At 57.0% G+C, this 24,942-nt stretch carries 28 protein-coding genes; 22 read left to right on the forward strand and 6 right to left on the reverse strand.

The features are described from left to right. Positions 1-2: 2 nt before the first annotated feature. The 8 genes from xdhC (at position 3) to ACR0DT_RS12715 (ending at position 7,733) form a co-directional block, all read left to right on the forward strand. Positions 3-881, forward strand: a complete 879-nt coding sequence (gene xdhC / locus ACR0DT_RS12680; protein WP_480711101.1) for a xanthine dehydrogenase accessory protein XdhC — start codon at positions 3-5, stop codon at positions 879-881. Between the two features lie 43 nt (positions 882-924). Next, the gene (locus tag ACR0DT_RS12685) at positions 925-2,526 is read left to right on the forward strand and encodes a xanthine/uracil/vitamin C permease (protein WP_480711102.1); all 1,602 of its coding nucleotides are present in this window, start codon (positions 925-927) and stop codon (positions 2,524-2,526) included. A 65-nt stretch (positions 2,527-2,591) separates the two neighbouring features. Next, the gene (gene guaD, locus ACR0DT_RS12690; protein WP_480711103.1) at positions 2,592-3,929 is read left to right on the forward strand and encodes a guanine deaminase; all 1,338 of its coding nucleotides are present in this window, start codon (positions 2,592-2,594) and stop codon (positions 3,927-3,929) included. A gap of 230 nt (positions 3,930-4,159) precedes the next feature. Next, positions 4,160-4,750 carry a TetR/AcrR family transcriptional regulator gene (locus ACR0DT_RS12695; protein ID WP_480711104.1) on the forward strand — a complete coding sequence of 197 codons (591 nt, stop codon included), beginning with the start codon at positions 4,160-4,162 and terminating at the stop codon, positions 4,748-4,750. Beyond that, complete coding sequence (locus ACR0DT_RS12700) at positions 4,747-5,010, forward strand: hypothetical protein (protein ID WP_480711105.1); 264 nt, start codon at positions 4,747-4,749, stop codon at positions 5,008-5,010. The genes ACR0DT_RS12695 and ACR0DT_RS12700 overlap by 4 nt, the downstream gene beginning before the upstream one ends. Positions 5,011-5,019: 9 nt before the next feature. Beyond that, the gene (locus ACR0DT_RS12705; protein WP_480711106.1) at positions 5,020-6,186 is read left to right on the forward strand and encodes an aromatic ring-hydroxylating oxygenase subunit alpha; all 1,167 of its coding nucleotides are present in this window, start codon (positions 5,020-5,022) and stop codon (positions 6,184-6,186) included. 2 nt (positions 6,187-6,188) lie between these two features. Next, positions 6,189-6,662 (forward strand): hypothetical protein, encoded by a 474-nt coding sequence (locus ACR0DT_RS12710; protein WP_480711107.1) that lies wholly within the window; start codon positions 6,189-6,191, stop codon positions 6,660-6,662. Between the two features lie 12 nt (positions 6,663-6,674). Beyond that, positions 6,675-7,733 (forward strand): 2Fe-2S iron-sulfur cluster-binding protein, encoded by a 1,059-nt coding sequence (locus tag ACR0DT_RS12715; protein WP_480711108.1) that lies wholly within the window; start codon positions 6,675-6,677, stop codon positions 7,731-7,733. A gap of 37 nt (positions 7,734-7,770) precedes the next feature. Here the strand turns inward: ACR0DT_RS12715 and ACR0DT_RS12720 are convergent, their stop codons facing one another. Continuing rightward, complete coding sequence (locus ACR0DT_RS12720; RefSeq protein WP_480711109.1) at positions 7,771-8,301, reverse strand: ZrgA family zinc uptake protein; 531 nt, start codon at positions 8,299-8,301, stop codon at positions 7,771-7,773. 232 nt (positions 8,302-8,533) lie between these two features. Here ACR0DT_RS12720 and ACR0DT_RS12725 point away from each other — a divergent pair, with 232 nt between their 5' ends. From ACR0DT_RS12725 to ACR0DT_RS12790, 14 genes are all read left to right on the forward strand, one after another. Then, the gene (locus ACR0DT_RS12725; RefSeq protein WP_480711110.1) at positions 8,534-9,805 is read left to right on the forward strand and encodes an imelysin family protein; all 1,272 of its coding nucleotides are present in this window, start codon (positions 8,534-8,536) and stop codon (positions 9,803-9,805) included. 246 nt (positions 9,806-10,051) lie between these two features. Continuing rightward, complete coding sequence (locus tag ACR0DT_RS12730; protein ID WP_480711111.1) at positions 10,052-10,822, forward strand: class I SAM-dependent methyltransferase; 771 nt, start codon at positions 10,052-10,054, stop codon at positions 10,820-10,822. Positions 10,823-11,001: 179 nt separating this feature from the next. Beyond that, complete coding sequence (locus ACR0DT_RS12735; RefSeq protein WP_480711112.1) at positions 11,002-11,295, forward strand: (2Fe-2S)-binding protein; 294 nt, start codon at positions 11,002-11,004, stop codon at positions 11,293-11,295. After that, positions 11,243-11,728, forward strand: coding sequence for a bacterioferritin (gene bfr / locus ACR0DT_RS12740; protein WP_480711113.1), 486 nt, complete (start codon positions 11,243-11,245; stop codon positions 11,726-11,728). Before ACR0DT_RS12735 ends, bfr begins: the two co-directional genes overlap by 53 nt. Next, positions 11,688-13,229, forward strand: coding sequence for a di-heme oxidoreductase family protein (locus ACR0DT_RS12745; protein ID WP_480711114.1), 1,542 nt, complete (start codon positions 11,688-11,690; stop codon positions 13,227-13,229). The genes bfr and ACR0DT_RS12745 overlap by 41 nt, the downstream gene beginning before the upstream one ends. Before the next feature lie 3 nt (positions 13,230-13,232). After that, positions 13,233-14,243: an imelysin family protein gene (locus ACR0DT_RS12750; protein WP_480711115.1), complete on the forward strand. Its 1,011-nt coding sequence runs from the start codon at positions 13,233-13,235 to the stop codon at positions 14,241-14,243. Between the two features lie 3 nt (positions 14,244-14,246). Next, complete coding sequence (locus ACR0DT_RS12755; RefSeq protein ID WP_480711116.1) at positions 14,247-15,329, forward strand: DUF1513 domain-containing protein; 1,083 nt, start codon at positions 14,247-14,249, stop codon at positions 15,327-15,329. Between the two features lie 100 nt (positions 15,330-15,429). Next, a complete protein-coding gene (speA, locus tag ACR0DT_RS12760) occupies positions 15,430-17,319 on the forward strand; it encodes a biosynthetic arginine decarboxylase (RefSeq protein WP_480711117.1) in 1,890 nt (629 codons plus the stop codon). Between the two features lie 205 nt (positions 17,320-17,524). After that, positions 17,525-18,643 carry a tyrosine-type recombinase/integrase gene (locus tag ACR0DT_RS12765; RefSeq protein WP_480711118.1) on the forward strand — a complete coding sequence of 373 codons (1,119 nt, stop codon included), beginning with the start codon at positions 17,525-17,527 and terminating at the stop codon, positions 18,641-18,643. A gap of 355 nt (positions 18,644-18,998) precedes the next feature. Continuing rightward, positions 18,999-19,265, forward strand: coding sequence for a hypothetical protein (locus ACR0DT_RS12770; RefSeq protein ID WP_480711119.1), 267 nt, complete (start codon positions 18,999-19,001; stop codon positions 19,263-19,265). Positions 19,266-19,404: 139 nt separating this feature from the next. Then, on the forward strand, positions 19,405-19,764 hold the full coding sequence (locus ACR0DT_RS12775) for a hypothetical protein (protein ID WP_480711120.1): 360 nt from the start codon (positions 19,405-19,407) through the stop codon (positions 19,762-19,764). After that, positions 19,765-19,944 (forward strand): hypothetical protein, encoded by a 180-nt coding sequence (locus tag ACR0DT_RS12780; protein WP_480711121.1) that lies wholly within the window; start codon positions 19,765-19,767, stop codon positions 19,942-19,944. Next, a complete protein-coding gene (locus tag ACR0DT_RS12785) occupies positions 19,945-22,335 on the forward strand; it encodes a primase-helicase family protein (protein WP_480711122.1) in 2,391 nt (796 codons plus the stop codon). A 784-nt stretch (positions 22,336-23,119) separates the two neighbouring features. Continuing rightward, complete coding sequence (locus ACR0DT_RS12790) at positions 23,120-23,434, forward strand: hypothetical protein (protein WP_480711123.1); 315 nt, start codon at positions 23,120-23,122, stop codon at positions 23,432-23,434. On the opposite strand, the gene ACR0DT_RS12795 is transcribed toward ACR0DT_RS12790, so the two are convergent. The 5 genes from ACR0DT_RS12795 to ACR0DT_RS12815 all read right to left on the reverse strand — a co-directional run bounded on the left by ACR0DT_RS12795 (position 23,431) and on the right by ACR0DT_RS12815 (position 24,930). After that, positions 23,431-23,607 carry a hypothetical protein gene (locus ACR0DT_RS12795; RefSeq protein WP_480711124.1) on the reverse strand — a complete coding sequence of 59 codons (177 nt, stop codon included), beginning with the start codon at positions 23,605-23,607 and terminating at the stop codon, positions 23,431-23,433. The genes ACR0DT_RS12790 and ACR0DT_RS12795 overlap by 4 nt on opposite strands. A gap of 17 nt (positions 23,608-23,624) precedes the next feature. Continuing rightward, the gene (locus ACR0DT_RS12800; protein ID WP_480711125.1) at positions 23,625-23,825 is read right to left on the reverse strand and encodes a hypothetical protein; all 201 of its coding nucleotides are present in this window, start codon (positions 23,823-23,825) and stop codon (positions 23,625-23,627) included. A gap of 198 nt (positions 23,826-24,023) precedes the next feature. Continuing rightward, on the reverse strand, positions 24,024-24,341 hold the full coding sequence (locus tag ACR0DT_RS12805; protein WP_480711126.1) for a hypothetical protein: 318 nt from the start codon (positions 24,339-24,341) through the stop codon (positions 24,024-24,026). Then, positions 24,334-24,531, reverse strand: coding sequence for a hypothetical protein (locus tag ACR0DT_RS12810; RefSeq protein ID WP_480711127.1), 198 nt, complete (start codon positions 24,529-24,531; stop codon positions 24,334-24,336). Before ACR0DT_RS12810 ends, ACR0DT_RS12805 begins: the two co-directional genes overlap by 8 nt. A 162-nt stretch (positions 24,532-24,693) precedes the next feature. Then, positions 24,694-24,930, reverse strand: coding sequence for a hypothetical protein (locus ACR0DT_RS12815; RefSeq protein WP_480711128.1), 237 nt, complete (start codon positions 24,928-24,930; stop codon positions 24,694-24,696). Positions 24,931-24,942 lie beyond the last annotated feature (12 nt).

Here is a 24,942-nt window from a genome sequence, read left to right on the forward strand (position 1 = left end):
CCATGGCTGTCCCCGGTACCCTGAACGAATTTCTGTCCGCGCAGCACAGCGTGATCCGCGTTGCTTTGACCCGCGTGCGCGGGTCATCGCCGCGCAACGAAGGGACCGAGATGTTCGTGGCAACTGGGGCGCTGTTGGGAACCATCGGCGGTGGGCAGCTAGAGTTCATGGCCATCAACGCCGCGCGCGACATGCTGCGCGATGGGGTGCTGCATCATGATCTAGATGTGCCCCTTGGCCCGGAAATCGGTCAGTGCTGCGGCGGGCGAGTCGAAATGAAACTGACCCGTATGCGTGCGTCCGACAAATGGGCCGCGACCGAACGTGCCGCCCAGCGCGAAGAAGCTTTGCCCCATGTCTATGTCATGGGCGCGGGCCACGTGGGGCGCGCTTTGGCCAATCAGTTTCAGCATCTGCCTGTGCGCTGCATCCTCGTCGACACCCGACCCGAAGAGGTCGAGCTTTGTACGGCAAATGTCGAAACCCGGGTCAGCGCGCTCCCGGAATCCGATATCTGGGGGGCGCCTGCGGGCAGTGCCTTTATCGTTCTGACTCACGATCACGGGCTGGATTTCCTGCTGACCTCTGCCGCGCTGGAGCGTCAGGACGCCGCTTATGTGGGGATGATTGGCTCTGCCACCAAGCGTGTGAAACTACGGAACTGGGCGCACAAAAATTGTGACGGACAGTCTATCGAACATTTGAAATGCCCCATTGGGGCAAGCGGTAGCCGCGACAAGCGGCCCAGCGTCATCGCCGCCTTTGTGGTGGCCGAGGTGATGGCTGAATTGACCTCTGAAACTGCCGCGACCGCCCCGACCGGGGCAAACCAGGCGCCCCTGCTGGGCCACCATCACGACCGGAAAGGGAGATCGGCCTGACATCTGTCGGGCCATTCCGGTCACATCAGAGGAGGAGACCGTCATGGACGGGAGGACCTACGAATACAAGCTGTTTACCCGCAGCGACTTCAGCGCATTCTGGGCGCTATTTACTGACAACCTAGTGAATTTGCTGATCCTTTCCGGGGTCTGCCAATTCGTGTTTCAGATGCCTGCCGAGATTGTATTTGGCCGCATCGTTCCCGGTGCCGCCGTTGCGATCCTGGCCGGTGTCGCGGTTTATACATTGCTCGCCAAGTGGGCGGCAACTGTTCAGGGCAAGGACGTAACCGCCTTGCCTTACGGCATCTCGACGCCAGTGATGTTCGTCTATCTTTTCGGTGTGATCGGTCCCATCTATTGGGCAACAAATGATCCAATGCTTGCGTGGCAAGTTGGCATCGGCGCTGGCTTTATGGGCGGCATCGTTGCAGCCTTAGGCGCGCTTGTGGGACCGTACCTTAAGCGGATCACACCGCGTGCCGGTATGTTGGGTACGCTTTGTGGCATCGCGCTGGTCTTTATCGGTTCCGTACCGCTGGCCGAGGTGTTCGAAAACCCCATCATCGGCTTTACCTCGCTGCTGTTTATCCTCTGGGGTCTGATCGGGCGTTTCCGCCTTCCGGGCAATGTTCCGGCCGGTCTGGTCGCGATTGCCGCCGGTACGGTGATTGCCATCATCCTTGGTGAATCCAAAATCGACGTAAGCGGCATCGGCTTCTACCCGCCAATTCCCTATATCGGTGATCTCATCGCCGGTGTGCAGTACCTGTTCGCTAACCCCGAACTGTTCCTGGTGCTGATCCCCGTGCAGATTTACAACTTCATCGAAACCATGAACAACGTGGAATCGGCCGAGGCCGCAGGCGACCACTACCCGGTCGGACTGTGCCAGGTGACAGATGGTGCGGGCACCATTCTGGGAGCGCTGTTTGGCTCGCCCTTCCCGACAACCGTTTACATCGGTCATCCGGCGTACAAGCGGCTTGATGCGCATGCGGGTTACATCGTCGGCGTGGCTGTCGTCATCGCTGCTGCCGCCTTCCTGGGTTTCCTGTCCTTCCTGGCAGGTCTGATCCCGATCGCCGCTGCAGCACCCGTACTGGTCTTTGTATCGGTCAGCCTGATCACCAACACGGCCTGGGCTGTGAAGCCGATGCACATGGCTGCGGTGTCCTTTGCGATCCTGCCTCACATCTCGGCCTTCCTGATGGTCAAGTGGGGATCGCTGATGAACGCTCTGCGCAGCACCGGTGTTGAAGGTCTACCATCACTTGGTGACGAAGGTCTGACCGCAGCGCTGTTGATGGAAGGTGCCCATTACGAAGGTCACCTTGCCCTGAGCCAAGGTGCGATCATCACCGGTCTGATCTGGGGTGCCATCGTGGCCGACGTGATTGACGGTCGCTTCCGGATGGCGGGTTTGTTTGCTGTCGCAGGTGGGCTGATGTCGGCCGTGGGGATCATCCATTCCTACACGCTGCAGATGCCTCAGTTCGATGGGATCACTATCGGTTACCTGATCATCGGCGCATTCCTCTACCTATACCCGATGTTCGCACCCAAAGAGGATCTTGAGCATCGTGTGATCGTACCCGATGAGCCGGATCTGATCGACGACGACTCGCCTGCACAACAGGCCTGATCCATAGCGGGGCAGTCGCAGGGCTGCCCCGCCACTCTTTTCCTATCCTACAAACGAGACCTTTCATGACACAGAGATTGCTTCGCGGTCGTCTGCTGACCTTTCATCGCGAACCCCAGAGCGGCGACGACTCAGGCGCGTATACCTATCTTGAGGACGGTGCCCTGCTGATCCAGGACGGAATCATTCAGGATACCGGCCCCTTCGCCGAGGTTAGTGCGAAAGCCGGGGATGTGCCGATCACAGATCATCGCCCGCATCTGATGACGGCCGGTTTCATCGACACCCATATCCATTTCCCGCAGGTGCAGGTGATCGCCTCGTGGGGCGCACAGCTTTTGGATTGGCTCAACAATTATACTTTCCCTGAAGAGACTCGTTTCGCCTCGGATGCGCACAGCGCGAATATGGCGCGGGCATTCTACGATCAACTCGTCACCCACGGCACTACGACCGCCGTGGCCTATTGCTCGGTCCACAAGACATCAGCGGATGCGTTCTTCACCGAAGCGACCAGACGAAACATGCGCATGCTTGGCGGCAAGGTCCTGATGGACCGCAACGCGCCCGAAGGGCTGCAGGACACGCCGCAAACCGGATACGATGACACCAAGGCCCTGATTGCCGACTGGCACGGCAAAGGGCGCAACGGCTATGTCATCACCCCTCGGTTCGCGATCACGTCAACGCCGGAACAGATGGCAATGGCTCGAGCACTGGCGCAGGAGCATCCGGATTGCCATATCCAGACGCACCTTTCGGAAAACAAGGATGAGATCGCCTTTACCAAGCAGCTTTATCCGCAGGCACGCGACTATCTGGATGTCTATCAGTCTTTCGGCCTGCTGGGGCAAAAGACCCTGCTGGGCCACTCAATCCATCTGGAGACGCGCGAGATCAACGCTCTTACCGAAACGGGTGCGCATCCAGTGTTCTGTCCGACCTCGAACCTGTTCCTGGGCAGCGGCCTGTTTGATCATGCAGGCCTGAGTGCGCGCGGTATCTCAAACGGGATCGCAACGGATGTTGGTGCAGGCACCAGCTACTCGATGCTGCAGACCCTAAACGAAGGGTACAAAATCCTTCAATTGCAAGGATTGGCTCTGCACCCCCTGCAAGCCTTCCACTGGGCGACACGCGGTAATGCCTGCGTTTTGGGCCTGGAAGACAAAATCGGCAATCTCGACCCCGGAACCGAGGCGGATGTCGTTGTCCTGAACGCTCGCAGCACACCCGCCATGGCCTTGCGCATGGATCGTGTTAGGAGTCTTTCAGAAGAATTGTTCGTCCTTCAGATGATGGGCGACGATCGTGCGATTGAAGAGGTCTACGTGTCGGGCGCGCCCAGCAAGTCTGTGTCCGGTCAGAAATCCGAAACCAATTTTGCGTTCGACCCCGTTTAAGGGAACATATGACCTGTGCTTGGCCGTGGCGTGACCGCTTAACGGCCAAACATTCCCACAAATTACAGATGCAGCCCGACCGGGCCGGGGGAAACTGACGACCTCTTCCGCTTTTCATCACCACCAACTGAGATCGGATTTTCACCGCCCTCAGTTCGAAATTAAATTGTCACGGTTGACAATGTATATTTCTCGATTATTTGTCATTCGTGACAATAAACGAGACCGTGATGCCCAGACCTTCGCTAAAAGACCAAAGATCCCATGAAATACTGGACGCCTATCTGACCTGCGTAGCGCGGTTCGGGCTTGAGGGTGCGACCCAGGCGCGGATTGCCGATGAAGCTGGCGTTAAGCGCCCGCTTCTACGCCACTACCTTGGAAACAAGGATGAAATGATAACGGCACTGGCCGATTACGTGATTTCCGGTTTTGCAACATCGCTGGATGGATTGCGCCATCTTTTGCCGGAAACAGCGACACCCTCGGATCTTGTTGATGCGCTATTCTCGGAAGACGCCGGAACCGATCCACGGTTGATGCTGGCTTATCAGGCACTGGTGACAACAGTCCCGGATCGCCCGGACCTGCGGCAAGGCCTGATGGACAGCCTCACGGAATTCTTCGACGTGGTCGAGGCAATCCTGCGCCGTGCGGCCCCTATGGCCCCGGATGCAAGCATTCGCGCCGTGACACAGGGCATATCAGCAATCTTTGTCAGCATGGACGCCTTGTCCCCATTGGAGCCGCCCGAAGCATGGCGTGCGGAATTGAAACTCGCCGCATCTCTGCTGGCGTCAACGTTGGAGGGCAAATCATGAGCCCGACGCGCACAGCCAACTACATTGCCCTGCCCATCCTGTTGGTAGCGACAGTGCTTGGTCTCTACTGGGTCTGGGGGCTGCTCTTTGTCTGGTGGATCGTCCCGACGATCTTAACCGGACAGGCCTTTCTGGTGTTCGAGATCAACCGCAACGACGACCCGGTTCTGTTCTGGGCCATCGTCGGCCTGTGGGCTGTGCTGGGTCTGATGATGATCGCCGCCAGCCTGTTTCCTCAATATGCCCATCTTCTAGCTTAAGGTGCCAAGATGACCAAAATGTATCACCATCTGCCGGTCGAGGCTTATACCTCGCAGGACTGGTTCGACCGGGAACAGCGCCAGATTTTCTCACGCAGCTGGCGTTTCGCCGGACTGGTCGAAGATATCGAGGGGCCTGGGCATTACCTGTCGGTTCAGGCCGGGCTGAACAATCTGTTCATCGTCATGGGCCGCGATCACCGGCTGCGCGCCTTTTACAACATCTGCCGTCATCGGGGCACTCAGTTGATCCGCGCGGTCGGCAAAACGCAAAAGGCGCTCACCTGCCCATATCACGACTGGACCTACGATCTTGAGGGCAATCTGATCTCGGTCCCGGATGAGGCCTCCGAATTCCCCAGCGGCGTCGACAAATCCTGTCTTGGCCTCAAACCGGCCAGCGTGGATGTTTGGCGTGGCATGCTGTTCGTACATCCGGACCCGGACGCCCCCACCCTTGCCGAATGGTTCGGAGAGGTCGATCCCCTGCTTGGCCCGCACAAGCCCGAAGAGCTGGTTGAGTACAAGGAAGGGTACAACAGCTATGAAATCAAGGCCAACTGGAAGATCGTTGTCGAGAATTACATCGACGTCTATCACCTGAGCCATCTGCATTCGAATACGCTACACATGTATGATCATGCCAAGGCCGAATACGGATGGAAGGGACCGCATTACCACTTTTGGGAACCTCCTTCCGAGGCGTATGCGAAGGATCATGAAGCCAATATTCCGATGCCCCGCACGATCCCCGAACCGCATACCGGCGCATGGGTTCCGATGCTGTTTCCTGGGATTGGTATTGGCGCCAGTGAAGAAAGCTGGAACCTGTTCATCATCACCCCGCTGGCCCCCGATCTGACCCGGATCGAAAACCGCACGAAGCTGGCCAACGCTTCGGACTGGGCCTTTCAGAAACAGCAGTGGAAAAGCTGGAACTTCTGGAAGGACTTCGGCGGCCCTAAATATCAAGGCGACGATGCCGCAGGTGCAGACGACCCAATGGCCTCGGGCGACTTTACGACCGAGGATATCTATGCCTGCGAGCAACAGCAGAAATCGCTGAAAAGCCCTTTTTTGGAAATCGGCCCCGCCGGGATCGGCGAAAGCCCGATCACGCAGCACCAAAAGGCGGTGCTGGATTTTATGGATGCAGCTGAGCCCCGCGGAGAATGATCATGAAACCAGTTCAAGCCACCCTGATCGGCGTCGCGCTTGCTTCGACTCTGGTGCTGACGGCGCAAGCCGACGCGCCAGAAGACATCGCCGCACGCATCCTTCAGACACAGGATGAACAAAGCCTGATTTCCACCTGGAGCGATTGGCACCCCGACGCCACACACCAGATCATCCTCAAATATGGGATGGGGCAGCCGGACGATGTGTTCTCGTACCGTGTTGCCGATGACACCGACGCAGAAGACCCTGAGATCGCGAAAGCATTGGAAGGCTATACAGAAACCGCCCGGTCCGCGCCCGTGCTTTCATCGCGAACCGAGGATGGTGTGTCGCATGTCACCGCAGTGACGGATGTCGACTATGATTGGCAGGGATACAGCGGCAGAATGCAGCAGACGGACACGTTCGTTTTTGCGCCGTATCTTGGCGGTACTGTGATCCGGTCTTTGACCACGACTTATGATTACCGATGACGGGACCCTGTTATGCAACGTGACTTTCATACCCTGACCGTGTCTGACACCCGCAAAGAGATCGGCGGCGCGGCCACCAGTGTCACTTTCGACGTCCCGCCTGATCTGACTGACCTGTTTAAATGGACAGCCGGACAACATCTGACCGTCAAGTTCCAGATTGCCGGTGCGGAGCAAAGACGCAGCTATACCATCTCGAACCCGCCGGGCTCAGCGCTGCGCATCACGGTCAAACGCGTTAAGGATGGGATCGTGTCCAACCACATCGGAGACTGCCTGTCGCCCGAAGACAAAGTCGAGGTGATGCCCCCCTTTGGACACTTCACGCTGCTGCCGGGGGCCATGAAACGCCGCACCCATTACTTCTTTGGGGCTGGCAGCGGCATCACGCCGCTTTATGCGATGATCAAGTCCGTTCTGGCCGATGAGCCCCATTCCGCGGCCCATCTGGTCTTTGGCAATACCAACGCAAACAGCATCATATTCCGGGATGAGCTTGAGCAGATGCAGACGCAATACCAGGACCGGTTCACCCTGCGCCACGTCCTGTCGCATCCATCCTTGCTCAGTTGGTTTACACACTGGCACACGGGGCGACTGGATGCAGAAACCATTCAGGCAGCGATCACCGAAACGCCGCCGGTGGCGCAGGATTCTCATTACTGGATCTGTGGCCCCGGCAGCATGAATTCGGACATCCGGACAGCGCTGCGGAATCTCGATGTTCCGAACGACCGCATCCACATGGAAAGTTTCGGCGGGGACGCGCCAGATGACCTGAGCGAAACCGGCATAGCAGCCACCGCCCGAATAAGGCTTGGCGGTAAGGTTTCGGACGTGCCCGTTGCCGCCGGGCAAACCATTCTTGACGCCGCCCTTACAGCAGGGTTGAACCCTCCATTCAGTTGCCAATCCGGCGTGTGTGGCGCTTGTGTCGCCCACCTTGAGGACGGCACGGTTCATATGCGCAACCGGATGGCCCTGGAAGATCGAGACGTGGACAACGGGCTGATCCTGTGCTGCCAAAGCGTGGCGACACAAAAAACCCTGTCCGTGCGGTTTGAGGATTAAGTCGTAACGCGGGGCCGAGCTGAACCAACGTGCTTTTTCAGAACGATAGATCTGAGGCCGCGCGCGTGACGTCCAGCGTACGGCTCTGACCCGCCCGATCGACCCGTACAGTCAAACTTTCAGCCTTTGGAAAACGTTCAAAATACGCAAAGCGGATAGTCTCGACCATTTTGATATTCTGGCATTGGATCAGGTATTCGGCCTGAAACTCGTTGTGGTCATCACGGTCCGTTTGCGTGGTGTCCGTGTTTTGCCCCAGCCCAATAGCCGACAGCGTGACATTGGCCATCGTCGTGAAACACTCTGCCTCTTCTGACACAGCGAATAGCTCCAGCGGTTTGGACAGGTCGGAAATGGCGACGGCCACCGAAGTTCGCCCTTCGTCGTTTTCTGCCGGCTTTTCGGTTCCAAGGATATCAGCGGCGGGCACTGCAAGCGACAGGGTGAACTCAGCTTCGGAGAATGCGATATCCAGACGACCCGAGACATGATCCTGCGCAGCAGCGGAACGAGCCTGCAAAAGAACAATCGCAGAAATCAGGGTCAGAGCGAAAGCTACGCTTTTCATAAACAGGCACCACTCGCCAAGGAATCACCGGGATTATTCTATTATGTTTAAAATCCCGTGCAATCTTGGCACCGAATACAGCGCCCCACTAATAATGGGGAGTATACAGAATTGCGCACTTACCCGACAATAAAACTCAGGTTGACTTTTCTTACTATTTCACTCAGTTATCACATCGCATGCGCCGTGTAAGCGGTGCAGGAATGTATTCTGATAGGAAAGTGTCGCCTCAATGACCCGATTTTTCGCCGCCTCCAGCATTTTAACCCTTGGCATCGCATCCGCAGCCGTTGCGGCCGACGCGCCGTCGAAGGCCGATATTCTAAACACCTACGCCAACATTGCCGAGGCCAAATATGATGACAGTCTGATCGCGGCCCTATCGCTGCAAGAGGCTGTGAATGCCCTGATCGCCGAGCCCTCGGATGCCACCCTGAACGCGGCCCGCGCTGCTTGGGTCGCGGCGCGTGTGCCCTATCAGCAAACCGAGGTCTATCGTTTTGGCAACGCCATCGTAGATGGCTGGGAAGGCAAAGTGAACGCCTGGCCACTGGACGAAGGCCTGATAGACTATGTCGATGCCTCCTATGGTGGTCCGACCGATGAAAACGAATTTGCCGCGCTAAACGTGATCGCCAACCCCAGCTTTGAGCTGTCGGGCGAAACCATCGACGCCAGCGAAATCACTCCGGAACTGCTGGGCGAAACCCTGCACGAAGCTGACGGGATCGAGGCGAATGTTGCCACCGGTTATCACGCCATCGAATTCCTGCTGTGGGGCCAGGACCTAAACGGTCACGGCTCGGGCGCTGGCAACCGCCCTTATACTGACTACGTTCAGGGTGACGCCTGCACCGGCGGCAATTGCGATCGCCGTGCCCAATACCTGAGCGCTGCAACCGCCCTTCTGGTCAGCGATCTGGAATGGATGGCTGCTCAGTGGGCCGAAGGTGGTGAAGCTCGCGCCGCCCTGACCGTGGATGAAACCGCCGGTGTCAGCGCCATTCTGACGGGCATGGGCTCACTGTCCTATGGCGAACAAGCGGGTGAGCGTATGCGCCTTGGCTTGATGTTGAACGATCCCGAGGAAGAGCATGATTGCTTCTCGGACAACACCCACAACAGCCACTACTACGATGGCCTGGGTGTTCAGAACGTCTATCTGGGCAGCTACACCCGCATCGACGGCACTCCTGTTACTGGTGCTTCGCTGTCGGATCTGGTGGTCTCGTCCGATCCTTCACTGGACGCCGAAATGAAGGTCAAGCTGGCCAACACCATGCAGGCTCTGGGCCGTCTGAAATCGACCGCCGAAGCCGGTTTCGCCTATGACCAGATGCTTGAACGCGGCAACGAAGGCGGCGAAGTGCTGATCATGGGCGGCGTCAACGGTCTGATTGATCAGACAAAAACCATCGAACGCATCGTAGACGCACTGAAATTGGATCAGATCGAGTTCGAAGGCTCCGACAGCTTGGATAACCCGAACGCGGTCTTTCAGTGATCAATTGATCTGTCTGGCTGCACTGGCAAGCCTCTAATCCGCTTGTCCCTGAACTTGTCAGCACCAAAGTGGATTGCAGATTAGGGACTTACAGGTGCACCCCAAAAAACGAAAAGTGCCGTTTGCAACGGCGCTTTTTTTCTGCCTAGATGCCTTTGTTTCTGGACTAGGGAGATCAGAGGGTAAATTCAGCGTTAGCTATCACCTCGCCCCTACTCAATAACCAACACTGTAACTGGAGCAGCCATGCCTACACTCGATTGGAACAAAAAGATTTGGGGCAACCACGACCACTGGGAAGACAAGGTTAGCCACGGCGAGTCCTGGTCAAAAGGTTGGGGTTCCAGCGAGGTTCACTGGGATTTTCACCTCCGGCCGCGCCTATCTCCTTTCTTAGAAAAATCCAGTTCCGTTCTGGAAATCGCACCCGGCTATGGCCGGTGGACCAAATACCTTGCCGCGTTCGCAGATCACATGACGGCTGTGGATCTAAATGAAAACTGTATCGAGCACGTAAAAACCCTCGATCTTAGCTGCGACCACGTTGATTACATTGTCAACGACGGCATGACGCTCCCGGGTGTACCGGACCAGTCCGTGGATTTCATTTTCTCTTACGATTCTCTGGTTCACTGTGACCGAGGCGTCCTGAATTCTTACTTCGCGGAGATTGAGCGAACCCTACGCCCGGGCGGCTACGCATTCATTCATCACAGCAACCTTAAACTCGCGAAAAGGCCCCAAAAAAAGGGCGGCGAAAAAGTGACTGTGCACGCGCGTGACCCTGAAGTTTCAGGCGCTTGGGCAAAGGAATGGGCCGACAGTTCGGAAACCCTTGAGCTAGTGTTGCAGGAGTTTGTCGACTGGGGCGACGAAAACTGGTTCATCGACTGCTACTCTTTGTTTCACAAAGGGAAAACCGGCCAGGATACCAAGTATAGCGAACTATCAATTACACGTGAAAGAGCGGCTGCTGGGAACTGGTTTCAGATTACTCAGCCAATGCGACAAGAGTAACGCGTTCATCCCCAAATCGCGAAACCAGACGGTTTTTGGGGAAGAAGCCTCTCTCATTCATTGAGGGAGGCTTTTTGTTTCATTCACGCAATGCGGATATGCAGCGCGTTAATTAACCGCTGGACCCGAAGTTAATAACTTACTAATTAAGTAAGAAAAGAAGTAAGAGCCGATTCGCCATGATCGTATGTCACTGCACAAACATATCTGACCAGGATATTCTCGCCGCTATCGACTGGATGCGGGCGTCGGATGCACAAGCGATCATTACTCCGGGAAAGATCTATCACGCCCTTGGGAAATCGGCGGATTGTGGCGGCTGCATGCCGCTTTTCCTAGACACGATGCGATCGAACGATAATCTGGAAGTACCCATCCAACTCCGCGCCCTACGCGCCGGAGCCACACAGGAGAACGCAGATGAAGGGCGATCCCAAGGTCATAGAGTATCTAAACAAATCTCTGCGGCATGAGCTGACGGCCGTTAGTCAGTATTGGCTGCATTACCGCCTGCAGGACGATTGGGGGCTTGGCCATATGGCCAAGAAAAGCCGAGAAGAATCCATCGAAGAAATGGAACACGCGGACAAGCTGATTGAGCGGATCATTTTTCTGGAAGGCCATCCTAACCTGCAAAAACTTAACTCCCTAAGGATTGGGCAGAATCCTAAGGAAACACTGGAATGCGATTTGGCAGCGGAACTGGAAGCCCGCGCGCTTTACGCCGAGGCCCGTGATTATTGCCGCGAGGCGGGTGACTACGTCTCTATGTCGCTGTTCGAAGATTTGATGAGCGATGAAGAAAGTCATATCGACTTTTTGGAAACGCAGCTCGACCTGTACGAAAGGATTGGCGAAGCCAATTATGCGCAACTCAACGCATCGAAAATGGACGAGGACGAATAGCCTCATCATCCTGTCGGTGGCCGCCCTTGCGGTCACCCAAGCCCCAGCAGCCGAGCTGCGGGATCTCCACCTGAATTTCGAACCCAGGACCGAGGATGAGCGCGCGCGCATCGCGAATGTGACCGCCCCTCCAGCAGATTTCAGTATCCCCCAAAGTTTCGAAGACCTGCCTGCCGGCGCCGCCACCGTCCGCGCCCGTTCCGATGCCGACGCATTTTCTCAGCCCTCAGGCAATCTGAGCTTTGAGCAAGAGTTGGACTTCAGGGTCGGCAACGGCCTGTTCCGGAAAATCTGGGTATCTTCTCCGGCCTCTACGTTGGCCTCGGACGGGCTGGGCCCGCTGTACAATGCCCGTTCGTGCCAGCGTTGCCACATCAAGGACGGACGTGGGCACACGCCTAACGGTCCGGATGACAATGCGATTTCGATGTTCCTGCGGGTATCGATCCCCGGTGGCGTGAATTATGACGAGATAGAAGACTATATCGCCACCCAGCCCGAACCGAATTATGGCGGCCAGATGCAGGATCTGGCCTTACTTGGCCATCCAGCGGAATATCGTCTGGACATCACTTACGAAGACGTTCCCGTCACTCTGTCGGATGGCGCAATCGTAACCCTGCGCAAACCGACCTACACTGCAGCTGAACTTGGCTATGGTCCGCTGCATCCGGACGCCATGCTCAGCCCGCGCGTTGCACCGCAGATGATCGGCCTCGGGTTGCTCGAAGCGATCCCGATCGAAGACCTGCTGGCCAATGCCGATCCCGATGATGCGGATGGGGATGGTATTTCCGGGCGGCCTAATATCGTCTGGGCGATGGAATACGGTGCTCCGATGATGGGCCGGTTCGGGCACAAGGCCGGGATGCCCACGATCATGGAACAATCAGCGGCGGCCTTTGCCGGTGATATCGGCATCTCAAGCCCCCTCTACCCCGCCAGCCACGGCGATTGCACCAACGCTCAGGTTGATTGTGTGAACGCTCCGCATGGCGACGGCGACGTGCGCGAGTTCGAGATCGACCAGATCGGCATGGATTTGGTCGCATTCTACAGCCGCAACCTGGGTGTTCCAGCCCGGCGAAACTTGGAAGACCCTGAGGTGCTGCGCGGCAAGCAAGTGTTTCACGAAATCGGATGCGCGTCCTGCCATACTCCGACCTTCGTCACCCATCGCATGTCAGATCGGCCCGAACAGAGTTTTCAGTTGATCTGGCCCTATTCCGACCTACTGCTGCACGACATGGGCGAAGGTCTGGCCGACAACCGCCCCGAAGGCCGCGCCACGGGCCGCGAATGGAAGACACCACCGCTTTGGGGGATTGGATTGACCGAGCAGGTTTCGGGCCACACCCAGTTCCTACATGACGGTCGGGCGCAATCCTTGCTGGAAGCCGTGCTGTGGCATGGGGGTGAGGCACAGGCAGCCCGGGACGACGTCGTCGCCATGCCCAAACCTGATCGCGATGCCTTGATCCGTTTTCTGGAAAGCCTCTGACCTATGCGTATCCTTGTTGCTGCTGCTGCTTTGACGGTGCCCTTTACTGCGCTGGCGCAGGACCGAGGACCGATCCTGATGGGCACGGTCGAAGGTCACATCCTGCCCGGTTTTGTTTCACTAGCCGAAGCGACTGGGGCGCTGACGCAGACAGCACAAACCGATTGCACCCCTAGCTCGCACGACTTGCGGGCCGCGTATCACAAGGCCTTTGACGACTGGATCTCGGTCAGTCATCTGCGCTTTGGTCCGTCCGAGGTGGCCGACCGTGCCTTTGCGTTGGCTTTCTGGCCGGACACCAAAGGGTTCACTCCCAAAGCACTGTCTGGGCTGATTGCAACCGAGGATGCGGCTGTCGAAAGCCCCGAAGAATTTGCCGAGACCTCCGTCGCCGGGCGTGGCTTCTTTGCGTTAGAGCAGATGCTTTTTGAGCCCAAATTTGCAGATCAGGGCAGCGCGCCCTATCGCTGCGCGTTGATACAGGCAATCACCACCGATATCGACCGAAATGCCCGCGCGATGAACGCGGACTGGGGTAGCTATTCAACAGCCCTGACCAAGCCGGGCGACAACAGCCCTTACCGATCGGATGACGAGGCCTTGCAGGAACTCTACAAGGCTTTGATGACCGGTCTTGAATTCACCGGCGACACCCGCCTTGGCCGCCCTATGGGCACCTTCGACCGACCCCGCCCTAACCGGGCCGAGGCGCGCCGGTCGGAACGCTCGCTGCGCCATGTGGAACTGTCGCTGATTGCCCTGCGTGATATGGCCGCGCGCCTATCGGTTGACCACCCCGAGATTGCCGCCAATCTGGACAGCGCCTTCGACCAGGCCGTCACCCGCGCGCAATCTCTGGACGATCCGGCGTTGGCCGGAGTCGCCACGCCCCAGAGTCGCTTTAGAATCGAGGCGTTGCAGCAGGCGATCAATGATATCCGCACAATTGCCTCAACTGAGTTGGGTCCGACACTGGGAATCAGCGCCGGGTTCAACTCACTGGACGGGGACTGAACCTTGCCCAGCCGACGCCATTTCCTGGCCGGTCTGGCGGCCACCAGCCTTACGCCGATACGTGGGTGGGCATCAGTTGGTTCGCCGGATTACCTAGCCGCGGCCTTGTTTCCGGATGGAAGCTATCGGCTGGCCGGTCTGGATACGGGCGGAGATATTCTGTTTTCCCTGCCCCTGCCCGCGCGCGGCCATGCGGCGGCGGCCCATCCACATCGCGCGCAGGCCGTGGCCTTTGCCCGCCGCCCCGGCACTTTTGCGGTGGTCATTGACTGTGCCACAGGCACCGAAATCACCCGGCTGAACGCCCCCGAAGCTCGCCATTTCTATGGCCATGGCGTCTTTTCCCCCGACGGTACCCGTCTCTTCGCCACAGAAAACGATTATCAGGCCGGTGACGGCATTATTAGCGTCTGGAACACCGACGGCTACACCCGAATGGGTGAGTTCCCCTCGGGCGGGATCGGCCCGCATGACATGCGACTGATGCCAGACGGTCAGACGCTGGCCGTCGCCAATGGTGGCATTGAAACTCACCCCGAGACGGGCCGCACCAAGCTGAACCTGCCAACAATGCAGCCACGGCTGACCTATCTGGATTTGTCCGGCACGGTTTTGGAGCAGGTTGAACTGCCACGCGCGATGCATAAGAACTCGATCCGCCATCTGGCGGTGCGGCACGACGGGTTGGTGGCCTTTGCGATGCAATGGCAGGGGGGCAAGACGCAACACCCCCCTTTGCTGGGCCTGCACCGTCGGGGGGAAGCGCCGCGTTTGCTTTCGGCTCCTGATACCGCGCAAAGCACACTGCAAGGCTATGCGGGCAGTGTTGCCTTTGCCGGGGATGGAACCTCGGTCGCCATCACCTGCCCGCGCGGCAACGCCTTGCACCAATTCAACGTCGCGGATGGCCAAATGAATGGAAATTTCCCATTAGCGGACGTCTGCGGCCTTGGCCCTGGCCCCAAGGGATTCGTCTTTACCACCGGCACCGGGATTGTCGGTGAGCTGACATCCAAGGCCCACATCTCGGCCCGACCAGACTGTCAATGGGACAATCACCTGATCCCCATTCATGCCTCGGCCTAAACTCGGCAAATCCCGTCACATAGATTACACTTGGAAGAATCAAAGAGCTGCCGTATTGGCGGGCGCGAAACCGGCACACTAATCGCAAGGACTGACCTGATTGAAACAGACGCCCGACGCACCGCATTCCATCTACGGGGTTGAGAAATGGGGCAAAGGCCTCATCGAGGTGACGGAGCGGGGCGAGATCGGTCTGCGCAATCCGCTGGTGCCCGAGGCCGCAGCAATTAGCCTGCCTGGTATTCTGCAGGATCTGGACGAACGCGGCATCAAGGCCCCGATGTTGCTGCGCATCAGCTCGTATCTGGAAAACGAGATTGCGCATATCAACGAAAGCTTCCGCGACGCGATCACACGCGTTGGTTACAAGGGCCACTATCGTGGTGTCTTCCCGATCAAGGTGAACCAGCAGGCGCAGGTGGTCGACCGGATCGTCGAGTTCGGCAAGAAATACAACTATGGGCTCGAAGCCGGGTCCAAACCCGAACTGGTGGTCGCACTGGCGCACCGTCTGGCCAGCGAGGCGCTGATCGTCTGCAACGGCGTTAAGGATGCCGAGTTCATCCAACTGGCCATCCTCAGCCGCAAAATCGGCTTCAACACGGTCATCGTGCTGGAAAGCCCGAAAGAGGCCGACACGGTGATCGAGGTCTATAAAGAGCTGGGCATCGAACCCCTTATCGGCGTGCGGGTGAAACTGACCAATCAGATCAGTGGCAAGTGGGAAGAAAGCTCGGGTGACCGTTCTGCCTTTGGCATGAACACTGACCAACTGGTCGCCACGGTAGACAAGTTGAAAGTCGCGGGTCTGCTGCATTGTCTGAAGCTGCAGCATTCGCATCTGGGCTCTCAGGTGCAGGACGTCAACGACGTGCGCCGTGCCGTGGGTGAGGCCTGCCGCTATTACACCGAACTGACGCGCGAAGGCGTGCCGCTGTCCCATCTGGACCTCGGCGGCGGTATGGGCGTGGATTACACGGGTGAGAAGAAGGCCGCCGAGAACTCGATCAACTACACAGTCGAGGAATACTGCGCCAATGTCGTCGAAACCGTGGCTTATGCGATGGACGAGGCTGAGGTGGATCACCCTACGCTAGTCACGGAAAGCGGACGTGCTGTCGTGGCAACATCGTCGATGTTGGTGTTCAACGTGCTGGAAAGCACTTTGTATGATGCGCCCAACGGTCCTGAGGTCGAAGCCGACGATCACCATCTGGTCTCGGACCTTGCCGCAATCAACGGGTATCTCAGCACCGAACGTTTGCAAGAATGCTGGAACGACGCAAACTTTTACCGCAACGAACTGCGCGCGCTGTTCCGGCGCGGCTATGTCGATCTGCGCCAGATGGCACGGGCAGAGCGAATCTATCTGTCGCTGATGGCCAGGGTCAAAGCCCTTGCCGCCAGTGATGGGCTGGACACAGACGTGGACGATCAGCTTGAGAAAGTCGCCGATATCTACCACTGCAACTTCTCGCTGTTCCAGTCCCTGCCCGATGTCTGGGCCATTGATCAACTGCACCCGATCGTACCGCTGCAAGGCCTGAACCAGGCCCCGGACCGCCGCGCGGTTCTGTCTGACATCACTTGCGACAGCGATGGCAAGATCGACCGGTTCATTCTGGCCGATGGCGTCTCGCCCAGCCTGCCGGTGCATTCCCTGCCCCAAGATCAGGAATACCTGATGGGCGTGTTCTTCGTGGGCGCCTATCAGGAAACGCTGGGCGATCTGCACAACCTGTTCGGCGATACCAACGTCGTCACCATCGACCTGCGCGCAGATGGTGGGTTCGATCTGCTGCACGAACAAGAGGGCGACACGATCAGTCAGGTCCTGTCCTATGTCGAGTTCGACCCGCAGGATTGCGTCGCCGCGTTCCGCAAAATGGTGGACGAGGCGATCTCGACCGGTACTCTGATGGCTAAAGACCGCAAAACCCTGATGAGCGCCTATCGCGACTCGATCAACGGCTACACCTATTACGAATAAGAAACGCTTTAGACGACCGACGACTGGCGACAGCGGAAGTAAACCCCTTTTGCGCTATATTTTACAGGGCTTTACTTTCGTTTGTCGTGCGCGTAATTTCTTCGAGCTGGAACTTCCACGGGTTACACTTTGGGCGGTCTGTCGCCCCTAGTTCGCCCCTATGAGTTTATAAAATATAAACTCTTCCAATTACAGGAGTACAGCTTTGCGGTTAACAGAGACGAACATCCCCAAGAACCTGCCACCCAAAGGCCAGAAGGAATTGGTAGACGACCTTGTGCCGGGGTTGCTGTTGCGGGGGAACAAGAACGCAGCTTCGTGGACCCTTCGGTTTACACACGAAGGCATCCGCCAGCGCCACACATTGGGTAAGTGGCCAGCCGTTACCTTGGCCGACGCTCGGAGAGCCGCCCAGAGGGTATTCGGCGAGTTGGCCTTGGGCCACGCACCGACCCGCGCTGCAAACCAACTCTCGCTTGCCGACGCCTTGGCCAAAGCCGAAGCCCAAGGGTTCGCCCACCTCAAGAACCCCAAGCACTACTTTGGCACCATGCGGCTGCACCTGTCCCACCTCCTGGCTCGGGATGTTCGGTCTATTACGAAAGCCGAACTGTTGTCTGCGGCCGATGAACTGCGACCCAAGAAAGCTGCGACCGCGGACGTGTTGCTGCGTGTTGCGAAGCCAGTTTGGCGATGGATGTCTGAAAGGGACCTGTGCGAAGACGTCTTGGCTGGGGTTCGGGTTGCCCAAACTCGCATCCGCGACGACTACCTGTCGCTGGAACAGACCCGCAAAGTCTACGCTGTGCTACAGGAGATGCCCTATCCCTACGGACCCGCATTCACCGTGTTGTTGCTTACTGCTGGTCGGCGCAATGAGGTTTTGTCGATGCGTAAACAAGAATTGGACCTCGAAAATGCTCTGTGGGAAATTCCAGGCGACCGCAACAAGAACGGATTGCCGTGGCGAATTCCTCTGGGCGACCGAGCCGTGGAAGTCTTACAGGACGCACTGGAATTGGCACCCGAAGGACCGTGGGTCTTTAGCACTACAGGCAAAGCTCCGAGCAAAGGCATCGACAAGGCTCTCGCACGGGTTCGGAGGGAAGCAGAGCTGCCCGACTTTCGGTTGCATGATCTGCGCAGGACTGTGGTTACACATCTGGCGGACCTTGGCTACGATCCGTCTTCGGTGGACCGTCTGCTAAACCACGTCGCTGCCTCGACTTCTTCCCGTGTGGCCAGGATTTACAACAAGTCCGACCTGTTGCCTGTTCGCAGGAAGATGGTGGAAGACTGGGAGCGATTGGTGCTGGAGCGTTAGTTTTTATAACGCTCTTTGGGAGGGTTATAAATTATAACCCGCGCGTAATATTTGCAGTCTATTGGGGAACGACCGATCAAATAAAGGGCGCGCCCGTTTTTTGACGTCTATTGGGGAGCGATTGGTGTTGGAAACGGAAAACCCCGCCACAAACCGAAGTCTGTAGGCGGGGCAGGTATTCGTGGTGCACCGAGTATAACTGGGTCCGGCGTCCCCAACTAGCTCTTTTACTCTACCGGAAAGTAAACCCCCTAAAAGTTGTGCAAAATTAGAGCTTTACGGACCACGGTTCGTCGGCCTATGGTGGGAGTTACTACAGCGAATTACAGGCCACCGTAATAGCTGGAGTTTCCCGATGTACCCGAAAGACTGGACCCGCGACCGCCACCCGAAGTGGGCAACCCTCGCGGACTGTATCGAGTACGTCTGTCTCCACTACTGGCGTGTAAACAAAGATGCCTTCTACAAGTGGCCCGGAACCGTTCGATATCGGGGCCGCACTCGACTGTTCTTGGTCGAGGAAGTCTTGGCCCACTTCGATGCGAAGGAAGCCAACCTTACGAACGAACTGCCCGAAGAATACGGAGACTGTGTAGCGGAAGCCCGCAAGCACGTCGCCTAAGAAGAACCCCGGCCACAAGGACCGGGGCTTTTGTCGTCGAGGGACGAAAGTAAAGCTAACACTCTCTTTCTACCCCTCCACTTAAACGAAGTAAACCCCCGAAAAGAAATAGACTTTTCGGCTTACGAGGGAGAGAAAGATGCTTAGCAACGACTACGAAGTCCTCTGGCACAAGACGCTGCCCAACGGCACTGTGTACGGCGAATGCCGCTACCACTACCCGGAAGGCACTGTACAAGCCGACCTGTATCCGGATGGCGACGTGCTGGATTTCCACAAGAACGCTGGCCGCGACGAGTGGCACATTGGGTGCGGTATTCCGGAACTCCACCACGAGGCCACCTATTACCCAGCCGCACAAGAATTGCTGGACCGACCGAAAGGGGGACCGAAGCTGGGCAAAGCAAAGCCCAGTTCTAGTCGTCCGTCGCTCCGTAACCGTGCCGCCAATCTACTTATTTCCCTCGCGAAGAAGATCGCCAAGCCGGAGCATGTGTAAATGTCCGAGCATATCCCGCACCAATACCGAACTGCCGACCTAGACGATGTTGTACAGAAACTAGACGACATCTCCTGCCACCTTAGCACCCTCGCAGAGAACACCCAGAACGTCGCCGAGATGGTCGACTTGCTTAACACCTCTGTAAAGGCGCTAACCGAAAAGCTGGGGGGCAAGTAGATGTCCCCAGAAGAACATCGCGCGGCGGCAATAGCCGAAGTCGCCTCTGGTTCCAAATACCAGACCCTCACCTACTGTCCCGCACACGACGACCAGAACAACCCGAACCTTGTGGTGCGCCGGGGCGACGAACCCCAGTCTGTACACGTCTATTGTAACTCGTCCGCCGGGTGTAAGACCGAAGACATTTGTCGAGAGTTAGAGGCCGAGGAAATTGTCTATAGCTGGGCGACCAAAGCTGCCAAAGACCCCAACACCTTCGTTCGTCTGCCTGTGGTCCCGGCCAAAGCTGGGTTGCCCGATGCGGCCCAAGTAAAGGCTTGCAAACACGTCTACCGTTACAAAGACCTTCGTGGCGAATTGGTTGCTGTCGTGTTGCGCTTCGAACGTCTCGGCCAAGATGGCGAACTAAAGAAGTCTGTAATTCCGTATTTCTGGGGCCACCTCGAAGGGGGAGGCAGACCGCAGTGGAAAGCTGGCTGGCGTCCCGACGCACAAGGCGACAAACGACGCCCACTCTATAACCAGGAGCAGTTGCGCACTCGCCCACTGGCCAAAGTTATGTTCCACGAAGGCGAGAAAGCAGTCGAAGCAGCCCACGATATCCTGCAAGACCTGCAACACCCGTGGCACCTCTGGTACCGACAATTCGTGCACGTCTCTACGATGGGCGGGGCCAAGGCTGTGTACGAAGCAGACCTGTCGGCGGTTCGTGGTAAAGAGGTCTGGATTTCCCGCGACAACGACAAAGCCGGGTTAGACTATGCCGCAGACCTTATTGCGAGGCTTGGTACAGTGGCCAGTGGCCTGTACGTTTCGCGCCCGGAACTGTTTAAGCAGCTCCCAGACAAGTGGGACATTGCCGACGGTGTACGCGGTATTCGGTGGCAGGACTTCGAACGTGCGTTCCGGTTCGTTTCGCCACCCTATCGCGTTACGCAGGAAGTTGGACCGCGCGGCGGAATTACAAACCACTTCCACATGCGCCCACAGTTCGCAGCCAAGATGGTCTACCTCAAGAACCGCGACACCATCGTGGAAAGACGACTATCGACGCCAGATGCCGAACTGTCGTCCAAGCAGATGCAAGCCAACCACGCCCAACCCGGTTTCCCCGGCAAGAATTCGTTTAACGAGGTTGCCAACTCGCTGCACTGTCTGCGTGCGTTCGACTACGGGGTAAGCCCAGCCAAGGCGTTTGGCGAACTGTTCGACAAGAACGGTGTGCCGCTGGTTAACATCTACAAGCAACCGCCATTCGAGGCGTCGGAGCAGCCGGAGGAGTTCTTTAAACCGTTCCGGCAATACCTAAGCCACCTCGTGCCAGACGAACGGGAGAGGCAAATTCTCTTTAACTGGTTCTGTATGGTCGTGGGCAACCGAACCGACGACCGAGGGTTCCTGTGGTCGCCTCTGCTTATTTCGACCAAGCAGGGTGTGGGCAAGTCCACGCTGTTCCTGCTTATCGAAGGTCTGCTGCACCCCGATGCTTCGACCGAAATTAAGGCCCACGAAGTTACAGACAAATGGACCGACTGGGCACGGGGCAAACGATTTATCTACATCGAAGAAGCGAGCGAGGGAGGCCAACAGGCTTTCTTGCTGGGTAACAAGCTAAAGACGCACATTACACAACCCCGCATTCCTATCTCGGAAAAGAACAAGAACAACACTGTGGCCGACAACCATGCGTTCTGGGGTTTCTCGTCCAACCACAAGTCCGGCATCTACATCGAAACGGCAGATCGACGTTACTTCGTGCCAACCGTTACCGAGACTGTTCCCGACGACAAACTGTTCCTGGACCTTTGGTCTTGGTTCTACAAGCTGGGTGGCCGCGAAGCTCTGCTGGGTCTGGCCGAACGTCGAGCGGCAGAGATGCTGGACCTGCTCGGTACGGACGAAGGTGCGGAGCAGGATATTATTCGGGTCGCGCCGTATTCCAACCTGCGGGAAGAAATTAAAGGGCGCATGCAGGACGAGTTCGACGACCTTATGGAAGACGCTCTGTCGGACGTAAACGACGAATTCCTGTTCGACCAAGCCGACCTCGTTAAATGGGTCCGGCAGAAGCGAAAAGAAGAACATCTACAGTTTAAGGGCAACCCACTTATGCGAGTGTTAGACTGGCTGTCGGCCAGTGGCTATTCGAACCTACACAAAGACCACGCCAAGGGGCGGTTTGCGGTAGATGTAAAGGTGGATGGCGAGACAAAGACCGTCTCGTTTAAGCTCTGGGGCAAGATGGACCAGTCGAAGTTCGAAGAATTATCCGGCACCGATGTAGCAAGTCGTGTAATTCGACTTACGACCGACGCCCATGCGAGGATTGGCGGTAAGGTGTGGAAACCCGGCGAACCACTGTCGCTGCAAGGTGGTCGGGAGAAGTAGAATTCTCCAGTAACCGAGTGCCAGTAACCGAATACTGGACGACGAACCATTGGACTGTGTACTGGAGTGCTGGAGTACTGGCACCAGTGTAGAGTTACTGGAGTGCTAACTATCTAATAACACGAGGCTTTCTCTTCTTCTCTCTTCTTTCCAGTATTCCAGTACTCTCCAAGAGACTTAGAGGAAAGGAAAAGAGAGAGAGGGAAAGGGACGTTACTTTCCACGAAAACAGTGGATATGGGCGTTTACTATCCCTATCCCTTTACGCGCTGCCCGAAACTTTGCCGGTAGTACTGGAAGCCTGGACAGGGGGGAGTGGGGCTTCGATTTCCTCCTAAGAAACTGGACAATACAGGGAGTGGGTCCACCCACCCCAGTCCTGTACTGCTGCGTTGTTCTGGTACTGGTACCCAGTGGGGTATGGTGGTGTGGTCCATTGGCAATAGTAAAATAATATACGACGTATATACGTACACTATACCCCTACACCCCTTGCACAACATTTTCCACTGGGAGGTCGCCTTCGGGGGGGTGTGCAACTGCTTATCTACCGTGGGACCTGGCGTGCCCCTAAGCCAACGCTCTTAATTCCCGGTCCATTTTCGTGTCCAGATGTATGGATCGCAACATTTAACACAAGAATTCTTGCGTATTTTGTTTGGGACTGCTCCGAGCTATCGTTTCGACGCATCTCTAACACAAATGAGGTGCCATATGTCCTGCGAAGTCCGATCCCGTCCTCCTAAACGCATCCGCAAACCCGCAGACAAGGAGGCCGATCAGGATGCTGACTAAGGCCGAACAGAAAGCTCCGCTCGCACCCGTAGACAAGGAAGACCTGCCCTTCTTCGCCGTCCAGAACCTCGCTGCAGCCGTGTTGTACCGTGTGGCCAAGGACTTGGCTGGCGTCGATATGATGGGCGACGGAGATGCCCGCAGGGACGCTGTGGTCGCAGTTCGTAACGGATATCTAGATGTGTGGGCGGAGTGCCTTCCAGACGCCGAAGATATCAAGCGGAAGTTGCGTGAGATGGCCGAAGACCGAGACTTGGCCCGGTCTCTGGTAAAGCATCGTGGCGGACATTCCAGGGCAGCTTAGACTTCCGGCACTTCCTCTGCCACAGGGACGATGCGCACGTTCAAGTTAAGCGATTTTACTTGTAGCTGTGCGGTCGCCAGAAGGCCCAGAGGCACTTTACACCCCCAGTGGTTCTTGGCAGCGCAGACCAGACGGTCCTGTAGTTCTTGGTGTTGTGGCGAGAGTTGTGGCATGAGGGACATCCTTGTGGTTATTCTGTTTGGGCGGCGTGTTCTCGCTTTAGAAGTTCGTGGCGCAGTTTGCCTGCCACTGCTTGGAAACCGTCTTCTTCGGCGTCCTGCAACCGGAGTTTTAGTGTCGCGGTGTCTAGCGACCTGTACAGAGAGTTGGTTTCTCTATTGTCGGTGGCCTCGACTAATTTCTTGGTGCGGTTTTGTGCGTCAGAGTTCATCCTGGCCTCCTGTGTTGAGTGCTGCCAGCAAGGGTCTTACTTATAAGGACCCGACCCCCACTGGCAGCGGAGAGACCGACTGGAGGAGGGCTGATATGACCCAATCAGTCGGCCGGGATGCTCGGAAGATGCTGAATCAGACCGAGCGGGAGGAAACCGAACCAATCACGTAATTCGATTTCCAAACCGGAGAACTCGTTACCAACGCGACCCGGTGTAGGCGTGGGGGAAACGGTCGAAGTGCCGTTGTTCGGCTTCGTGCTGTTCCTTTTCCCGCACCTCCGCAGCGACTTGGTTGGCCCAACGGACAAGGCTCTGTTTGCTGCGTCTTTTCGGTTGTACTTTGGGTTTCGGCTTGGGCGCAGATTTGCGCTTGTCGGTGTACACCACCTTAAACCCGACAGTCTTACAGGCTGCGTTCCACAGTTTGCGTTTCGCCGACCTTGGCAGTCCGTCAAATTCGCTCTTCGACACGGCCTTAAACAGTGCGTTGCGAGCTAGAATACCGTTAGACATTTGTGCCTCCCGCCAGCTTGGCTTTCCGTTTCCTGCGTTCTTCGGCCTTGGCCCAGACGTCTTCCGGCACCTTGGGTGTAGAATGCTTCGAAAAGTCTGTGGCCAGGACGCCTGCATCGTACCGACAGGCCAGCCCTTTGTGGCCTCCGGTCGTGGTCTGGATGCCCCAGTTGGAGTTGTCGTCGCTCATGGTGTCACCTCGCTCGGTTTCCAGTATTCGGGGAACCAGTCAGCGTCTGACGCTTTACCGTGGGCAGACTGCGACCGTCCACCTTGTACGAAGTCCGACGAAATTGTCCGGGTGATATCAAACCGGGTTTCGTCGATGGTCGGGCCTTGTAGAACGCCGAATTTATTTCGTAGCGGAACCATTGGCTTTCCCTTTCTTTACGGGTGTCGTTGGCAAGAACTGCGAGGCCATCAACCTGTCGGTGACGCCTCGCTGGTTCATCCAGTTAACCGGATTGTCGGGTTTCACTCCGGCCTTTTGCAGCGTCTTGCCGACCTGTTCGTAGTTTTCTACGTGGTCTATAGCACCGTTGATGTAGACGGAGATTTGGGTTGCGTGTTCTGTAACGGATATCTGCATCGGTTCCTCCTG

This window comes from Ruegeria sp. BI11, from assembly GCF_056538005.1.

Coding starts and splice junctions, on each gene's coding strand:
- xdhC (WP_480711101.1), top strand. CDS start 3: ATGGCTGTCCCCGGTACCCTGAACGAATTTCTGTCCGCGCAGCACAGC.
- ACR0DT_RS12685 (WP_480711102.1), top strand. CDS start 925: ATGGACGGGAGGACCTACGAATACAAGCTGTTTACCCGCAGCGACTTC.
- guaD (WP_480711103.1), top strand. CDS start 2,592: ATGACACAGAGATTGCTTCGCGGTCGTCTGCTGACCTTTCATCGCGAA.
- ACR0DT_RS12695 (WP_480711104.1), top strand. CDS start 4,160: ATGCCCAGACCTTCGCTAAAAGACCAAAGATCCCATGAAATACTGGAC.
- ACR0DT_RS12700 (WP_480711105.1), top strand. CDS start 4,747: ATGAGCCCGACGCGCACAGCCAACTACATTGCCCTGCCCATCCTGTTG.
- ACR0DT_RS12705 (WP_480711106.1), top strand. CDS start 5,020: ATGACCAAAATGTATCACCATCTGCCGGTCGAGGCTTATACCTCGCAG.
- ACR0DT_RS12710 (WP_480711107.1), top strand. CDS start 6,189: ATGAAACCAGTTCAAGCCACCCTGATCGGCGTCGCGCTTGCTTCGACT.
- ACR0DT_RS12715 (WP_480711108.1), top strand. CDS start 6,675: ATGCAACGTGACTTTCATACCCTGACCGTGTCTGACACCCGCAAAGAG.
- ACR0DT_RS12720 (WP_480711109.1), bottom strand. CDS start 8,301: ATGAAAAGCGTAGCTTTCGCTCTGACCCTGATTTCTGCGATTGTTCTT.
- ACR0DT_RS12725 (WP_480711110.1), top strand. CDS start 8,534: ATGACCCGATTTTTCGCCGCCTCCAGCATTTTAACCCTTGGCATCGCA.
- ACR0DT_RS12730 (WP_480711111.1), top strand. CDS start 10,052: ATGCCTACACTCGATTGGAACAAAAAGATTTGGGGCAACCACGACCAC.
- ACR0DT_RS12735 (WP_480711112.1), top strand. CDS start 11,002: ATGATCGTATGTCACTGCACAAACATATCTGACCAGGATATTCTCGCC.
- bfr (WP_480711113.1), top strand. CDS start 11,243: ATGAAGGGCGATCCCAAGGTCATAGAGTATCTAAACAAATCTCTGCGG.
- ACR0DT_RS12745 (WP_480711114.1), top strand. CDS start 11,688: ATGCGCAACTCAACGCATCGAAAATGGACGAGGACGAATAGCCTCATC.
- ACR0DT_RS12750 (WP_480711115.1), top strand. CDS start 13,233: ATGCGTATCCTTGTTGCTGCTGCTGCTTTGACGGTGCCCTTTACTGCG.
- ACR0DT_RS12770 (WP_480711119.1), top strand. CDS start 18,999: ATGTACCCGAAAGACTGGACCCGCGACCGCCACCCGAAGTGGGCAACC.
- ACR0DT_RS12775 (WP_480711120.1), top strand. CDS start 19,405: ATGCTTAGCAACGACTACGAAGTCCTCTGGCACAAGACGCTGCCCAAC.
- ACR0DT_RS12780 (WP_480711121.1), top strand. CDS start 19,765: ATGTCCGAGCATATCCCGCACCAATACCGAACTGCCGACCTAGACGAT.
- ACR0DT_RS12785 (WP_480711122.1), top strand. CDS start 19,945: ATGTCCCCAGAAGAACATCGCGCGGCGGCAATAGCCGAAGTCGCCTCT.
- ACR0DT_RS12790 (WP_480711123.1), top strand. CDS start 23,120: ATGCTGACTAAGGCCGAACAGAAAGCTCCGCTCGCACCCGTAGACAAG.
- ACR0DT_RS12795 (WP_480711124.1), bottom strand. CDS start 23,607: ATGCCACAACTCTCGCCACAACACCAAGAACTACAGGACCGTCTGGTC.
- ACR0DT_RS12800 (WP_480711125.1), bottom strand. CDS start 23,825: ATGAACTCTGACGCACAAAACCGCACCAAGAAATTAGTCGAGGCCACC.
- ACR0DT_RS12805 (WP_480711126.1), bottom strand. CDS start 24,341: ATGTCTAACGGTATTCTAGCTCGCAACGCACTGTTTAAGGCCGTGTCG.
- ACR0DT_RS12810 (WP_480711127.1), bottom strand. CDS start 24,531: ATGAGCGACGACAACTCCAACTGGGGCATCCAGACCACGACCGGAGGC.
- ACR0DT_RS12815 (WP_480711128.1), bottom strand. CDS start 24,930: ATGCAGATATCCGTTACAGAACACGCAACCCAAATCTCCGTCTACATC.